9 protein-coding genes are annotated in these 16593 nt (G+C 59.3%); 7 read left to right on the forward strand and 2 right to left on the reverse strand.

The genetic code is table 11. The features are described from left to right. The 6 genes from ACIREA_RS10710 to ACIREA_RS10735 form a co-directional block, all read left to right on the forward strand. The coding region (locus ACIREA_RS10710) for a GDSL-type esterase/lipase family protein (protein ID WP_397382262.1) at nucleotides 1–505 on the forward strand (505 nt) is incomplete at its 5' end. A 125-nt stretch (nucleotides 506–630) separates the two neighbouring features. Further along, the gene (locus tag ACIREA_RS10715; protein WP_397382263.1) at nucleotides 631–6759 is read left to right on the forward strand and encodes a tetratricopeptide repeat protein; all 6129 of its coding nucleotides are present in this window, start codon (nucleotides 631–633) and stop codon (nucleotides 6757–6759) included. Between the two features lie 8 nt (nucleotides 6760–6767). Next, entirely contained in the window at nucleotides 6768–7346 is a 579-nt protein-coding gene (locus tag ACIREA_RS10720) for a hypothetical protein (RefSeq protein WP_397382264.1), read from the forward strand. An 86-nt stretch (nucleotides 7347–7432) separates the two neighbouring features. Continuing rightward, nucleotides 7433–8569, forward strand: a complete 1137-nt coding sequence (locus ACIREA_RS10725; protein WP_397382265.1) for an exonuclease SbcCD subunit D C-terminal domain-containing protein — start codon at nucleotides 7433–7435, stop codon at nucleotides 8567–8569. A 159-nt stretch (nucleotides 8570–8728) separates the two neighbouring features. Further along, nucleotides 8729–9313, forward strand: a complete 585-nt coding sequence (locus ACIREA_RS10730) for an MltR family transcriptional regulator (protein WP_397382266.1) — start codon at nucleotides 8729–8731, stop codon at nucleotides 9311–9313. A gap of 39 nt (nucleotides 9314–9352) precedes the next feature. After that, entirely contained in the window at nucleotides 9353–12166 is a 2814-nt protein-coding gene (locus tag ACIREA_RS10735; protein WP_397382267.1) for an AAA family ATPase, read from the forward strand. Nucleotides 12167–12304: 138 nt separating this feature from the next. Here the strand turns inward: ACIREA_RS10735 and ACIREA_RS10740 are convergent, their stop codons facing one another. Beyond that, nucleotides 12305–14020 carry an amidohydrolase gene (locus ACIREA_RS10740; RefSeq protein ID WP_397382268.1) on the reverse strand — a complete coding sequence of 572 codons (1716 nt, stop codon included), beginning with the start codon at nucleotides 14018–14020 and terminating at the stop codon, nucleotides 12305–12307. Nucleotides 14021–14094: 74 nt separating this feature from the next. Between ACIREA_RS10740 and ACIREA_RS10745 the strand changes: the two genes are divergently transcribed. Next, nucleotides 14095–14397: a hypothetical protein gene (locus ACIREA_RS10745; RefSeq protein ID WP_397382269.1), complete on the forward strand. Its 303-nt coding sequence runs from the start codon at nucleotides 14095–14097 to the stop codon at nucleotides 14395–14397. 3 nt (nucleotides 14398–14400) lie between these two features. Here the strand turns inward: ACIREA_RS10745 and ACIREA_RS10750 are convergent. Then, on the reverse strand, nucleotides 14401–16593 hold a 2193-nt coding region (locus ACIREA_RS10750; protein ID WP_397382270.1), incomplete at its 5' end, for a DUF3418 domain-containing protein.

A 16593-nucleotide genomic window follows, 5' to 3' on the forward strand; every position in this document is an offset into this window, starting at 1 on the left:
CTTCCGCGACACCGGCAACTGGAAAAAAGTCCTCGACTCCAAACCCGCCTACATCCTCATCCAGTTCGGCCACAACGACATGCCCGGCAAAGGCCCCAAACGCGAAACCGACCCCGCCACCACCTTCCCGCAGAACCTCACCCGCTTCATCGAAGAAGCCCGCGCCATCGGCGCCAAACCCATCCTCGTCACCTCCCTCGCCCGCCGCGTTTTCGACAAGGACAAAATTCGCGGCGAACTCAAACCCTGGGCCGACGCCGCCACCAAAGTCGCCACCGAACAGCAGGTCCCCCTCGTCGACCTCTTCACGCGCAGCGTAAACCTGCACAACAAGCTCGGACTTGCGGAATCCGACACATTCAACCCCCCAGTTGTCCGCCCCCCCACCGACGCCAAAACCACCGATCGCACCCACCTCAACGACCACGGTGCCCAAGTCATCGCCGCCATCATCGCCGAAGAACTCCACAAAGCAGCCCCCGACCTCGCCAAGCTCCTGAAGTAACTCAACGCAACGTCTTGCAGCTTGGCGCAGCCCGCAAAGCCATCTATGATCAACCCGTGAAGTTGATGCCGCGTCAGTTCCGGAAATTCAGGCACCTTGCAGGGGCGCTGGCCCTCGCTTTGGCGTTGAAAATCAACGCACAAACCACCTCAAAACCCTGGGCTGAGCGCGAAACGAAGCTAGCCAATGAATATCTGTCACTTCTGGTGCAACAGCCGGAATATGGACGCGTCCTGGACCTCCTTTGGGCCCTTTATGAGAAACACGACGCAACCAAGCTCCTCGTCGAAAACGTCTCCCAGCAGGCCGAGAAGTCCAAGTTTGAAGCCGTCAAAATCGTCGAAGCCCACCTCATCCGCCGCAGCGGCGACCTGAAACGCGCTGCACAACTTTACGACGATCTGCTCAAGGCTGCGCCAAAGAACCTCATCCTGCTAAAATCACGCGCCGAAGTAGCCCGCGAACTGTCCGACCCCGCCACGGCTTTCACCCTGATCAAAAAAGCCGCCGAACTCACCCCAGCCGATGATCCCCAGGCCCCCCAGATGTGGATCGAACTGGGGGGGCTTGCCATGGCAAGTGGAAGAAATGCAGAGGCAGCCGACGCATATGAGCGCGCCGCGCTGCAAAAGCCGCAGGACATCGACCTCGCCCGCCAGGTGGCACAGCTGCTTTTGCAGGCCGGATTTCCAGAACGTGCAGCGAATTTCTTCTCCAAGCTCGCCGATCAAAAAGACCCCCAGCGCAAACTCGATGCCCTCTATGACCTGGCGCGCATCTACGAACACGCCGATCAGTTCGCAAAAGCCGACAAAGCGCTCACCGACGGGCTGGCCCTGCTGCATTTCCGTGACGGTCGTTATTTTGACTTTTTCCGCAGGCGAGTGCGCCTGCATGAACGCTTTGGAACCTTGGAGGATCTCCGCAAGACCTTGGTGGAAGCCGCCAAGGCCTCCCCCCCTTCAGAACAGACGCTTCTGGATGCCTCCCGTTTCTTCGAACTGACCGTCGAACCCGATGAGCAGGTGCGCTGGCTGCGCGCCTTGGTCCAGGCAGTTCCCCAAGTGGAAGATTACCGCTGGCAGCTCGTACGAACCCTGCTCGATCACGAAGGGGCAGCCGAGGCTGCAAAACTACTCGATGAGCGGATTAAAAACGACGGCAGTGACCTGACAGCCATTGTGCTATTGCGTTGCGAGGCAGATTTGCGCAATGGAGATGCAAACAGCGCAAAAGAGCGCCTCCTGAAGCTGCTGGAAATGCAAAGCTCGACCGACGTGGAAAAGCAGGTTTTGAGTTTTGCTCAAACCCGTGCGCTCGACGCCGTCATTGAAAAAATCCTCCGCTCACGCGTGGAACGCGATCCGCAGAAAGCAGAGGCGGTCTTTGATCTGGCGGGGTTTTTCCGTGCACGCCGTGATGTGGTGGCGGAGGACAAACTGCTGCATGGATTTACCGACGGTGCGGCCACTCCGGAGGAACGGCAGAAACGGCTGAGTGACGCCTCAACCTTTCTGGCGGCAAGCAACAACCTCGACAGTGCCATCATCCTGGCACGTGAAGCAGTTTCGAAACCTGGTGCAAGCCGTGGCACCTGGCTGCATTTGGCGGAATTGCTCGCTGAACAAGGCGAGAATGACGAGGCTGCGGAATGGATTGAAAAGGCCTGGCATGCCAGCACGACGGACGAGGAGCGCGTGGATGTGGATGAGCGCATGCTCTCGATCCTGATGGGCGACACGAAGGCGGCGGTCAAGCCGGCGACGAACGGCGAGTTCAAGCTGCCCGATGCATTTACCGGCACGGGCTTCGCAAGCGAGGACACCGAAGGCACAAAACGTGAAAAGCTGCCGGAGCGGGTACTTGAGTTCGCACAAACAGTCATTTCCAGCGCCAGGAAAGTTGATCTCAAATCCAAAGACGCTCAAGCCACGAGGTTTCGCGGTTGTTGGTGGGCAGTGCGAACGAGCCAGTTCGAGGATGCGTACCAATTGTTGAATGCTTTGGAATTTGATCCGGTGACGGAGAAAAAACAGCCAGCCTCACTGGTGCTGGAGCAGCTGAAACTAGATCTGGCCCAAGAGGATGAAAACTATGCGCTCATGGAGCGGCAGCTGCGGCGGCTCTCTGACCTGGATGCTGCAGGACGCGTGCGGTACACGCTGCGGCTGGCGGAATTGCTGATGGAGTCGGAGCGGCGGGGGGACTCGGAGACAAGCAGCCCCGGATGGAAGAGCGACAATCCCCTGCCGCCACCGGGCGTGGCTGCGGCAAAGCTGCTGGAACGCATGTATCGTGAGTTTCCAGACGCAGGGCAGCTGCTCTCGGCGCTGTCCCAGATTTATTTCCTGCAACGCCGTGCGGATGATGCGCTGGCGTTGTGGAAGCAGGCCGTGAAGCGGATCGAAGGCCCGGCGGCCATCCCGTTGCTGGAAAATTATGCGGACATTCTGCTGCGGCAGCATCGCATCACGGATCACGTGGAAGTGCAGGCGCAGATTTTGGAACGTGAGACCGATGTGAAACGCCGACGCGAAGTGCTGCGCCGCTGCATTGACCGGCTGACTTTTTCTGACGCAAGCGGCGGTGAACTGGCACCGAGTGTGATGCGCGACCGCCTGAAGTTGCTGGAGCACGCACTCTTGGAGCGAGTGCAGCGGCATCCGTTTGACGGATTTTATCATGAAGCGCTGGCGCAGGTGTATGAGCGCGGTGGCGATCATGTGAAGGCGTTCGCGAGCATGAAGCAGGCGTATTACACCGCGCCGGACACACCGTTTTCGCTCGATCAACTGCGCGATGCAGCGCTGAAGGTGGCGGACCTGAAGTCGGCGATTTATTTCCAGAAACAGATCGCGGCAGTGGCTCCGCCGAAGGAAATTGCGGCGGAGTCGCGGCGGCTGGTGGAACTGCTGGAACAGACATTTCAAATCACCGAGGCGGATCGCGTGAGACGGCGACTTGAGAGCCGGTTTGCTCAAGATGCGACAGCGCTGGAAGAACTGGCTAAATATTATCAAAGCTCGGGGCAGGATGAAGCGGAACGAAGGGTCTATGAGCAGATGATCCAGGTGCGCTCCTGGGATGGCCGTGCGCGGTTGCGCCTGGCCCTGAAGTGCCTGCGATTTGCCGATGAAACGGAGGCGGAGAAGCAGCTGCAGGCGGTACTGGCCACATCTGTCAAAGTGCTGAACTATCCAACCAATGGTGTTCGCGCGCCGCTGCCGTTGACGGACACGCGGCGCACGAGCGGAGGTGTAACGACAGGAGATATTGTATCGTTGCTGGATCTCGCACCGGGTCTGGAGCGCAAGGAGCTGGACACGCTGCGGGCTTTCCTTGGACAGCCAAGGGCGGAGTTTGCTGAACTTCCTGAGGACGCGGCCCTGGTGCGACTGCGGGCGATTGAAGAACTGGCAAAGCTGCGCAACACCCATGGTGGGGAGAAGCTGAACGAGTGGATCCAACAATGGAGCTCAGGGGCACAAGGGAACGAAGTGGAGAAACTCTGGGCGCTGTTTTATGCGGGTGCAGGCGCGGAGTTTCGCGTGGTGCTGAAGAAGGTGCTGCCGGACACCACCACACTGGAGGCGCAGTTTGCGATGCTCTGGCTGATGCTTCACAGCCATGGGATGGATGAGGCGGTGCGCTGGGCCAGAGAGAAAGGCTGGTCGCCTGAAGTGCTGAAGGCACGGGCCAGCCTGCTGCAGGCCTGCGTCTCGATGCTGGTGGATGTGAACAGTTTCCGCTTCCGTCCCAGCAGTCTCGCGCAATTGGGCACCTGCCGGGTGCTGCGCAACGCAGCCATCTTGGAACTGACCCGCAAGCTGCAGGACAAGCAGCGATATGACGAAGCGCTGGCGCTCGGTTCCAGCCTGCCGATCAATTCACCGGAGATGGAAATGGACTACTCGCTGTTCCTCGCACGCATCGCGGAAAGCGCGGAGCGCTGGGAACTGGCACGGCAGTACCTCGATGTGGCGGTGCGCGGGCCGGTGGCCGCAGAAAACTACCGAACCACCTACGATCCCTTTTTGCTGAGCCTGTCTTCACTGAGCCGCATGACCAGCTCTGAGCAGCAACGCGGGGAGGCGCTGCAGGGTGCCTGGCGCAGGCTGCAACGCACCCAGCCCTCGGCGCTGACGGCCATTCGCAAGGCGGCGGTGGCGGGTTTGTCTGGTGCGGATCAAACCGGTGGCGAATCACTGGGCCGGTTTCTGTCCGGGCCGTTTATCGCCCAGCGTGATATGATGGATTCCAAAGGCAGCCTGCAACTTCAAGGATCGTCACGCTATGAAGAACCTCCACATCTGCGCAGCCTGTGGGAGGAAACGCGGGAGATCGAAGCGCTGCTGGTGCAGCAGGGCATAGGGGGTGTGGTTAAAGACGCGAACGCCGCCCTGGCCAAGCACTACGGGGCGACGATGCTGGGCCCACGCTCGGATTCGGAATTTGGCGAATGGCGTATCAATGACCTGCTGGGCAGGCTGCGTGCCGTGGACTACCCCACGCGGCGGCGACTGATCCGCGAACACCTGGCAGCGGTCGATCTTCGCACGGAGCACTCGGTGGATACACTCGGCAACCTCGGCAGCCGTTTGGAAAGCGCAGGCTTTGTGCGTGAGGCCATCGACATTTACAGCATGCTGCCAGACCGCGCGCCTTCGAATCCCGACTATGCGCTGTGGCTGCTGCGCGTGTGTGAAACGTCGATGGAGATCGAACCGGGGCTGAGCTTTTCATTGAAGCTGCTGCTGGCCGAGCCCCCGCTCAAGCCACCGCAACCGGGTGATGACACCCTGCGCGAAAAGCATGCGCTGTTCCTCGCACGCAATTTCAACGTGGATGAACTGCGCCGCCAGGGTTTTCGCGAGCAGTTTACCCAGGTGCTCGAACGCCGCCGCCCGCATGAGGTTTCCTACCTGCGTGAACTCGGCCTGCTGCAGGAACGCATGCAGAACGATCAGGCGGCGCTCTCCGCATGGGATCGTCTGCACGCCTGCTATGTGGCGAATGATCAGGCAGGCACGGACCTCGACATCGAGGCCAGTTTGCATCGTGGTCAGATTCTGCAGCGACTCGCACAACCCCAGGCCGCTCTGAAGCTGCTGCGTGAGGTGCCTCTCGCCGAGCCGCTGGACCCTGTGGCGCAGGACCTGCTGAAACTGCGCTGCCAGATCGCCACCGCTGCGGCTGCCTGGGATGATGTGCGCGATCTGATGACGCTGTGTGTCGAACGCAAATCCCTGCCCTGCGTGGTGGCGCTGGCCGCAGGGCTGCGCACCCATGACCGTGCAGCCGAGGCGCTGAACCTGCTCACACAGGCGGACCGTACGATCAAGGGTGACCATGAGCGTTTCACACTGCGACTGGAACAGCTTAAGGTGCTGGCAGCAGCGGCTGACTGGGCACCCGAACGCGGGCGGGCGCAGATCGCCGCGCTGTTCCGCACGACGACCCGGGATCAAGATACGCTCAAGGACATGCACGGCTGGCTCAAAGGGCTGGCCGCAGGCAAACAGGCCGCAGGCTGGGCTGCGATGCTGCGCACCGAGGCGCGGGCGGGCACGGACCGGCCGCTTGCTGCGCTGGCATTGAGCGCTTTCACGGCGGGACTGCCGCAGGAAGCGCATGAGGACTTCATCAGCGCCTGGCAGAAGGTGGAGGAAAAAGACCGGATCTGCATCGAACTGGCCGCAGAAGAAATGCTCAAGGCAGGCCGTGCGGCCTGGGCCTGGGACGCCTGCGAGATCGTGGCCGGCATTCCGACATTCCGCGAGCAGGGACGCAAGCTGCCGCTGGCCGTGCGTGTGGCGCATGCCCTGCATGATGAAACAGCGGTGCAGGAACTTTTCGGTGAGACACTCCGACTGACTTTCCCCGGCGGCGCGCAGACAATCCAGTGGGCACAGGCCTTTGAAGACACCGGCCATGCAGGGCTCGCACATGAACTGCTGGGGGCGGCGCTGCAGCGCCTTGAAGACACCGCCGCGCTGCAGCCGGAGCTGTTTGCCGCGCAGGTGCGCTTCCTGATTCGTCAGAAGGAATTGGAAGCGGCGGAGATTTTTCTCATGCGCATGAACTGGACCATGCCGGCCGAGTCGGCAAAACTGATCTTTGAACTCTACCAAAGCTGGGGCAGACTAACGAACATCGAAACGGAGCTGCCAAAGTTCCGCCTGCCGGGAGGTGTGCAGCAGGAAATCCTGTTCCTTTCCCGGCAGACGACCGCCAAAACCACGACCCAGCCATGAATGCAACCATGCGACTTCTGATCTGCCTCATCGCAGGCGTTGTCCTGTGCCAGTGCACCAGCACGAAAAAGAAAAAGAAGGTGGATCCATCTGAACAATCGCTGCAAACACGCACCACTTCGGGGATGGATATGTCCAAGCGCAGCAAGTATGAGAAATACATGAGCGATCCAAAGCTGGCGAATAGCAGCGCGGGATCTCATTTTCAAAAGCAGATGCATAACTCCAAAAGCTTCAACGGAAGCAACTCGTATTCTGGGCAGAAGGAGTTCAAGACAGGTCAAAGCGTGTATGGCAAATCAAAGTCAAAGAACTTCGACATGACCTACGCGCTGGGAGACAAGCAGGCTCTCAGCAAGAATAACGGCTTCAAAGCCGGCGAGTCCCGCTTTGGCAACCAGCAGGCCCGCGAAGGCGACAGCCTGTTCGGCGGGGCAGACAATCAATTCAAAACCGGATCCGCCCTGACGCGCTCCAAAAGCTTCGGCAAGGCGCCGAAGATCATCGAAAACTACAATGACCGGGGTGAAGGCAAAAAGAGCGCTTACTCTGAAGATGAAGTGCGGAAACTCTTGAATCGGAACTGAGCCCTGCTGCGGGCATGTCAGTGAGCTGAACGCTCTCTTGTTGATGACGGTACTTGCAGGAGCAAGCGCCCTTTCTATTCAACTGCATGCGCATCCTCCACACCGCTGACTGGCATCTCGGCGCCCGACTCGTCGAGCGTGACCGCCTGCCGGAGCATGCCGCCTTTTTGGACTGGCTGATCGAAACACTGCGCACCGAGAAGATCGACACGCTGCTGCTGAGCGGGGATGTCTTTGATGCTGCAAATCCGCCGCAGGATGCGGTGGCCTTGTATTTCGACTTCCTCAAACGCCTCGCCGATTTGCGTACCGTGAAGGCCGTCATCACCGGCGGCAATCACGACTCCGCTTCGCATCTCAATGCACCGCGTGAGTTGCTGAAGCGCTTTGAGGTGCATGTGTTTGGCCATGCGGGTGAGAACGTCGTTGATCTTGGAGAGGCCGTCGTCGCTGCCGTTCCATTCCTGCGTGAACGCGATCTGCGGCAGGCCGCCGTGGGTGAAGCGATGACGGATGTGCAAAGCCAGGTCCGTGCCGCGATTCGTGATCACTATACCGCGCAACTCTGTGCCTGCCGCGTGCTGGCGGGCAAGCGCCCCATCATCGCGATGGGACATCTCACGGTGCTCGGCGCGACCACCAGTGACAGCGAACGCGACATCCACATCGGCAATCTAGGCGCCGTAGGTGCGGATGTGTTTGAGGGCTTTGGATATACCGCATTGGGGCACTTGCATAAACCGCAGAGAGTCGCTGGGCTTGAAAATGTGCGATACAGCGGGTCACCCGTGGCGCTCAGTTTCTCCGAGGCTTCGGATCAAAAATCGGTCGTTGTGCTCGATACCGAGGGGATGAAAATCGAGACGCTTCCGATCCCTGCCACTCGGCTGCTGACCCGTGTCAGTGTCAGCCGTGCCACTCTGGCTGCTGATTTGGAAAAGGTTGCCGCTGCAAGCTGGGCAGAGGTCACGGTGAAGCTTGACGCTCCAGAAGCCGATCTTGATCGTCAGATCCGCGAAGCCGCAGGCGGTCGATTTGAAGTTTTGAAAGTGCTCGCGGACCTGCCCCAGAGTGTGGCCACCACCTGGGAGCATACCGGCCCTGCCCTCAGCGAACTCCAGCCCCGTGAGGTTTTCCGCGAACTGCTGAAGGAAAAGCAGATTGAGGGTGAGGAGTTGCGTGCGGTGTTTGATGAACTGCTGGCGATGCGGGAGGAAAGATAGCAGGCTGATGGTCGAAATAGCTGCCGACCTTTAGAAGCTACCTTTCATAATCAATCTAGCGAAAACAAACGAATCAATATGCTAAACAAACACCTTGTTACCGAGGCTCTGAATTTCAGGACTCTTTTAACTAGTGAGTCAGATCGTGCATGCGCTCTCATGGCAGGGTCCTATTTAGATGTTCAACTTGGTAAACTGCTAAAAGCAGTCTTTGTAAACGATGCCAAAGTTGCTGATGAATTCATCGAACCTTCAAAGGCCCTTGGAACATTCTCAGCTCGCATCGATTTGGGGTATCTTCTTGGCTTGCTGAGTAAAGAAGAACATCGTGATCTTCATTTAATTCGGAAAATCAGAAATGACTTTGGCCATGATCCAACACCGATTGATTTTAATTCCAATAAAATTGCTTCTAGAGCAAGTCAGCTGACACACACCTGGCATGATGCCACCGCACGGCCACGCGCTCACTTCACAGCAGCTGTTATGAGCATATTAGGAACAATAGATGTAGCACTTTATACAAAAAAGCATGCCCTTCAAAAACAAAACACTGCGGCGGAACGCAAAGAAGCACTCACTGGTGACAATGAGCTACTCAAAGAATTCGAACAAGCTTTAGAAAACGCTCCAGAAGACGCACTCGATCTCATTGAGCAGATGCGCAAAGAGATGATAAAGACGGGCACGCATTTGGAAGAACAGATCTTAGCTCAGCTGCAAAAACGTTCAACCGCGCCGTGAAGACGAATCCGATAACAAGCATCTATTAAACCCAATCGCATGCGCATCCTCGCCGTAAGACTTCAAAACCTTAACTCACTCAGCGGAACGCATGAGGTGCGGTTTGATGCGGTGCCGTTGAGCGCGGCGGGGGTGTTTTTGATCACGGGGCCGACGGGTGCGGGGAAATCGACTTTGCTGGATGCGATGACGCTGGCGCTGTATGGCAGGGCGGCACGTTATGGCAATGACCGGGCGGATGAGATGATGAGTCGGCACACGGCGGAGTGTTTTGCCGAGGTGGACTTCGAGACCAGCGGTCACAAGCTCCGCGCGACGTGGCGCTTGGGAAAGACGAAGGGGGGCAATTTGAGGCCCGTGCAGCGGACGCTGTCCGATGCCACCACACTCGCAATCCTAGCCGAAAAAGGCCGCGAGATGGACACGATGATCGAATCCCTCACCGGACTTGATGCACAGCGCTTCCTGCGCTCGGTGCTGCTGGCGCAGGGGCAGTTTGCGGCGTTTCTGAAAGCAAAGCCGAACGAGCGTGCGGAGCTGCTGGAGAAGATCACTGGCACCGAGATTTACAGCGATCTGTCGGTGCTGGCCTTTGAAACGCACAAGGCGAAGGATGAAGCCGCACGCACGTTGAAGGAGCGCCTCGGTGCGGTGACGGTGCTGGACGATGCAGGCCGGTCGAGTCTACAAGGAAGCCTCGCTGAGGTTCAAACCAATGCTGCCCGACTCCAAGCCGAGAGCCTGGCTGCTGCACAGCAACTGCGGGACCAGCGCGAGCATGCAGGCATCGTGGCTGAGATCGCGAAGCTCACTGCATCGCATCATGCTCTGCAGCAATTGCAGGCGGAACTGAGTACTGAGGTTTCCAAAACCAAGGCCGCAGCTGAAGAGGCGAAGCAACAACGCGCGAAACGCGAGCCGGTGTGGGAGCAGGCCGCGGGCATGGCAGCGCAGAGCGAGCAGTTTGAAAAGCAGCTCGGCGAGAGCCGGGCGATGTATCAAACGTGGGCGAAGGAACAAAAGGGGACGGCGGAGCGACGCGAAGCTGCCGAGAAGGCGCTGGCGGCACATGCTGATGAGACGCAGGCTCTTGAAGCGTGGCTCAAGAAAAACGTGAGTGATGCAGAACTCGGAGAAACTTTGCCTAAGCTGCGTGTGGCTGTGCGCGAATGGCGTGGTGTGTTTGAAAAACTCGCGGAAAGCCGGAAGCGCCATGCGGAGGCGCTGGCGCTCCAGCAGAACCTTGGCAAAGCGGAGTCGGCGGCGGCGGCTTTGGTCAAACAAGGCACGGAAGGGGCTGCAAAGGCGAAAAAGGATCGTGCGGAGATGGAGCGGCTCGCAAAAGCCCTCGAAGCGCAGCGAGAGCTGACAAGGCATGCCGAGCAGGTGGCGGGTTTTGACGAGCATCGGCAGGATTTGAAACCAGGCGAAGAGTGCCCGCTTTGCGGGGCGCTGGAGCATCCGTTTGCGAAGGCGGAAACGAATTTTGAATCGCAGCTTCAAGCTGCACGGAAGCTGCTCAAGGGCCTCGAACAGCAGCATGAGAAAACGAATCGTGAGCTCGTGATGCTGGAGCGTGAGCTGGCGAAAAACGAGGCGGAGGTGGTGGCGGAGAACAAGCGCATCGCGGAGATCAAGAAGCGTGTGAATGAGCTGGAAGCGCCGACTGATGGAGTGCTGGAACAGTGGAGCGCTGAAGAAATGCAAAAGCGCGGCGTGGTTCAGAGCAGTCTCGTTGGTGCGCAACCGAACGGCCCGGCCTCACCTCAGGAGGCTGAGCGTGAAATCGGTGTGCTGGAGCAGCGTGCCGCGTTGTTTGTGAAGAAACGTGATGAGTCGGTGCAGAAGGGCAGCGAGCGGCAAAAGATTGAAAGCGACATCCAGCTCGCGCAGCAGGAGCAGGCGGCGAAGACGAAGCGCCTCGATGAGTTGAAAGCCGAAGGCGTGACACTGCGAACGAAGGCGGATGCGTTGAAGGCGCAGTTGAATGAACTGCTCGGTGGCAGGACGCTCGGCGAAGATCGTCAACAGCATGAGGGCCGTGTCACGACGGCGGAGAAAGGCTGGCATGAGGCGGAGGCAAGGCTGAACGCGCTGCAAACGCAGAGCGCAGCAGCAATGGCAAAGCTGGAACAGCTTGAAGTGCGCCGGCAGCCGTTTGCAGGGCAAAGCGTGCTGGATGAGAAGGCCTTGAGCGAACTGGATGCTAACGCGAAACTATTGAACGATGCGTTTGCAATCAAGCGCACGGAACTTGGCTCGCTAGGGGAGCAGATCCGCAATGATGATGAAGCACGGAAGAGGCGTGAGTCTGGTGGTGCTGAACTGCAGGCGGCGGAGGCAGAGGCGCTGCGCTGGGGACGGCTAAAGGAGCTGATCGGCTCAGCAGATGGCGCGAAGTTTTCTCGGTTCGCGCAGTCGCTGACACTGAGGCAGCTTATCGGTCTGGCGAACGAGCATTTGAAATCGCTGGCGGAGCGCTACCGCCTCATGGCGGCCGAGGGCGATGAACTGGATCTGCGCATCGTGGATCTGTATCAGGCGAACGTGGACCGGCCGATGGAGAGCCTGTCTGGAGGCGAGAGTTTCCTGGCAAGTCTGGCCCTGGCGCTGGGGCTGAGCGAGCTGGCGAGCCGGCATCACCCCATTGATTCGCTCTTCATTGACGAAGGTTTTGGCACATTGGATTCCGAGACGCTGGAGGTGGCGCTGAGTGCGCTGGAGAATCTGCGATCGCGAGGGAAGACGATTGGTTTGATCTCGCACGTCGAACTGCTCAAGGACCGGCTCACCACACAGGTGCGCGTGGTTCGTGGGGCGGGCGGGACAAGCCGGATTGAGGTAGTGGCGTGATTGCTGGGACGAAGATTGTTTCTCGCATACCTTCGGCATGCGCCCTTAGGAAGGGCACAACCTTGCATGGGGTCCAGGGGTGGCACTCGCTTCGCGAATTTACCCCTGGCTACCTTCTTTGATCCCTTCGGGATCTGGTCACTTTTTCTCGAAGACGACTTTGCCGCCGAGCCATGTTTTGAGGACCTGGGTTTGGATGAGGTCGTCGATGGGGCAGGTCAGTGGGTCGCGGTCCACGAGGATGATGTCGGCGAGCTTGCCGGGTTCGAGGCTGCCGGTGTTTTTCTCGGCCTTGAGGAGGAAGGCGTTGTTGCTGGTGTAGAGGCGCAGGGCTTCTTCGCGTGTGAGTGCGTTTTCGATGTGCACAGGCTTGTCGAGTTTGCGGGCTTTGCGGGTGATGGAGGTCCAAATGCCAAGCCATGGGTTGTAGGGATTGATGCTGCGAAAGGAGCCGATCTTCTGCATATGATCGCTGCCACCGCCGGCGATGACTTTTTGATCGAAGCAGGCGCGCAGGGGTTGGAAGCGCTGCATGCGTGCTTCGCCGAAGTGGCCGGTGAGGGTGCGGCCGTCCATGTGGAGCCAGATGGGCTGGAGATCGATGCACACGCCGAGTTTGGCGGCCTTGGCGATGGAGTCAGGGTGCATGAAGTTGCAGTGGGTGACGCTGCTGCGTGCGGCGCGGACGCTTCCTGGATTTTGGCCATCCACGGCCTCGTAGGTATCAATGAGGAGCTGCACAGCGGCATCGCCGACGCTGTGCGCGGTGAATTGCAGACCGGCTGCGGTGACTTTTTCGACGAGCTGTTTGAGGCGTTCAGGCGTGATTTTTTGCACGCCGCGATATTGAGGATCGTTGATGCCGTAGGCCTCGCTGATGCCCCAGGGTTCGATCATCCAGGCGCTGCCGGTGAGCATGCCGCCGTCGAGATAGACTTTGGTACCGATGATTTGCAGCATGGGGTCTTCTTTCGTCAGCGGATGTTGGATGACTTCATCGATGGCTTTTTCGCAGGCGGGCCAGAGGCTCATGCTGGGAATGCCGGGAGAGGGGCGCATGCGCACGGTGAGATCGCCTTTGGTGTGCATCTTTTGATAAAGCTCACACTGCTTGAGGCTGGAATCGCGGTCCGCCACGGTGGTGAGGCCGACGGCGTTGTAGTCATGGAACAACTCGACGGTGCGGCGATAGGTGTCCTCTGCTGTGGCTGATTTGGCCGATGTAGGCGCTTTGACGTTGTGGCTGAGACTGCGGAGAAGGCCGGTGGGTTCTCCATTGGCATCCACCTCCATTTTGCCGGCGCTGCCTGCCGGCACCTTGTAGTCACGGCTGTAACCGCCGAGCTTGAGAGCGAGGCTGTTGAGCATCGAATCCGGTCCGGTGGAAAAGACGACGGGGTTGTTGGGTGCGATGTGGTCCAGCTCCGCGCGAGTGGGATAGCGTTTCTCTTCGAGGCGTGTGATGAAGATCTGGCGGACGCTGATGAGATCTCCCGGCTTGGAGACTTTGACGCGATCACTCAGGTAGGCGAGCACGTCGGCGATGGTTTCCATGGTGGGAATTTCGTGATCGAATTCCGTCATCGCCGCGCCGGGGTGGACATGAGAGTCCATGAGGCCGGGGAGCACGGCTTTGCCACCGAGGTCAACCATCTGGCTATCTGCTCCTTTCGTTGCGAGAACTTCATCGTTCGTTCCAACAGCGGAGATGCGCCCATCCGCTTCAATGGCGATGGCCTCGGCAATGCGAAAGTTCTTATCAACGGTGATGACCTTACCGTGGTGGAGGATCAGGGCCGGTGCGGCGTGAAGGGAGGCGGATACCAGTGCGGTAAACAGAAGGGCGAGTTTCATCGGCATACCAACGTCATGAAAAGCCAGTTTGTTCTTCTCTGAACGGTGGGCCCGTGCTTGGTTGGCCGCATCCCATGGCCATTTCAAACATCGAAAACAAAGAATCCCAAATCTGGGTGTATGACGAAGACAGCCGGTGTGTCGGCCGCATGCCAAACAACCGGGTGGAGCTGGCTGGATATACCTCCGACTTCTTTGTCACGGTGGAAGGCGGGTGGATCCGCACCTATGACCAGGACTGTGAACGGCTAGGCAGCCTGAGCGCCATCGGTGTCACGGTTCGCAGTGTGTCGGGTGGCAACTTTACGGTCTCTGATTCGGGGGATGTGAAGACTTATGACCGCCGTTGCAAAGAGGTGAGGAAGCGCGGCGCGTAAACGCTACACCCACATGGCCTGCAGGCGCTTCACGCTCACGGGCTGGGCGGTGCCGAGTTCTTGGGCGAAGACTTGGACGCGGTATTCTTCCATCATCCAGCGGAAGGTTTCGTGTTGGGATTTGGGCACGTGGGACTGCCAGCCGTCGAAGTCGGCGATGAGGTTGTATTTCTCGATGTCCTTGGCGGGATTGGCGAGGCAGCGCTCGTTGCGGATCTGGATGGCTTTTAAATAACGCGGGAGATGCTGAAGCTGCTCGTGCGGTGTGGTGGCGAGGAGATCGGCGGGAATGAGGCGGGCGAGATCTTGTTCGAGACCGGGGTAGCGCTTGGGCTGCGCGAGGAGTTTGGCGCGCAGGTCGTGGATCTGCGTGAAGAGCGTCTTCACACGATGGGTGGCGGCGGGGAGATCGCGGCGAACGGTTTCGCAGAGGGCGAAGAAACGTTTCTCGGTGAGCGGGAAGGTGGGCTGCAGGCGCAGCATGTAGGCGAGGATGTGCTCGTGGGCCTGCTGGGAGAGATTGGATGCGGGTGTTGCAGTGGGGGCGTTGAGCTGGGTGAGTGCGGCCTGGAAGCTGGCGGCTTGCTGCGGTTTGGCGCTGGGGCCAGTGATAGTGCGGAGTTCTTTGGGGAGCCACGCGAGGTCTTTGCTCAAGGTGTTTTCAGCGAGCTGACGAACAGCGGCGGGAGTGGTGCGTGCGGCTTCGGCGGAAGTGCGGAAGAGGCGGACATCGATCTCGTTCTCGCGCAGGACGAGGCCGAGGTAACCGAGGATGGGTGTGCCGTTAAGTTCTTCGACGACGATGGTTTCGGGCAGGTCGCCAAAGGACCAAGATTTGAGTGCGAAGCGTTCGACGCGTGGCAGCAGTTTATCCCAGGCATCAGAGCGCAGGTCCTGCTTCTGCATGCTGCCACGGATGGTGTCGAGATCGCGGCTGGAGGCGATGACGGTGTTCTTCTTGGGATCGAGCACTTCGACGCGCGGCTGCAAATGCGCGGGCAGACTTTGCGGAGGCCAGTCTTCAGCGCGCACCTGGATGCGATAGCGGCGCGTGATGAAATCGGCGAGCGCGTCGAGGAAGGCTTCGCGGCCCGGGTCAAAGTCGGCGGCGATTTCGCGGGCCTTGGGATCAATGGGCATCAACTGGCGGCGAATGACTTTTGGCAGCGCGCGCAGCATGACGTTGGCGAGTTCTTCGCGAATGCCGGGGACCATCCACTGAATCTGGCCGCTGGTGAGATGTCCGGCGAGCTGCGCGGGCACGCGCACGGTGACGCCATCGTTTTCTTCGCCGGGCTGGTAGTTGTAGGTGAGAGGCAGCGCGGTGTTGCCGAGGGCGACCTGATCCGGGAACATCTGTAGATCGGCCTCGAACTCTTCACCGGCGGTGAGTTCCTGTTCGGTGGCGCAGAGGAAGTTGGGCTGCTCGTCGATGTGCTCTTTGACGAACCGGTTGAGGTCGTGAATGGACGAGACGTTTTTGATGCGCGCGTCATAGAAATTGAACAGGCGCTCCTCGATGGCGTAGACACGATTGCTGCGCACGCGGGTGAGCATCGTTTCGATCTTCTGGCGCAGCTTGTTGTTGTGCGCGTAGAAGCGCAGGGTGATGGGCACCTCCTGGCTGTCGATGAGCGCGGCGCGGATGAACATCTGCGTGGCACCGACGGCATCGACCTTGAGGAAGTCGATGTGCTGGCGCTTCACCTCCAGGCCGTGAATGAGCACACGCTGAGTGACGAGAACACGCCCGGCTTTGAGATTCCAATGCGGCTCGCTGTATTTGAACTGGCAGAGATGCGCGCCGAGTTCGGCGATCCAGTTCGGATCAACTTTGGCGAGCGTGCGTGCAAAGAGCTGCGAGGTCTGCACGATCTCGCCGGCGACGATCCATGGCGGCTGGCGGCCTTTGTCCTGACCGGGTTTGCCCTTGCCGTTTTTTTCGCGACGTTCGTAGAGATTGGAGCCGGGGAAGACGGACACTTCGCGATTGCCCGCAGCCTTGTAGAGATTGCGCTCCTCCTTCATGGCGACGTGGCCAAGCTGCGCGGCGAGGATGCTGCGATGGATGGCGTCGTCGGTTGCAGGTGGCGTTTGCTGACGCAGATCGTCGCTGAAGGAATCGCAGAGCTGCTTCCAGACATCACGCCATTCCTGCATGCGAGTGAAGGAGAGGAAGTTCGATTTGCAGAACTT

The organism is Prosthecobacter sp. (genome assembly GCF_044373815.1).
Lineage (GTDB): Bacteria > Verrucomicrobiota > Verrucomicrobiia > Verrucomicrobiales > Verrucomicrobiaceae > Prosthecobacter.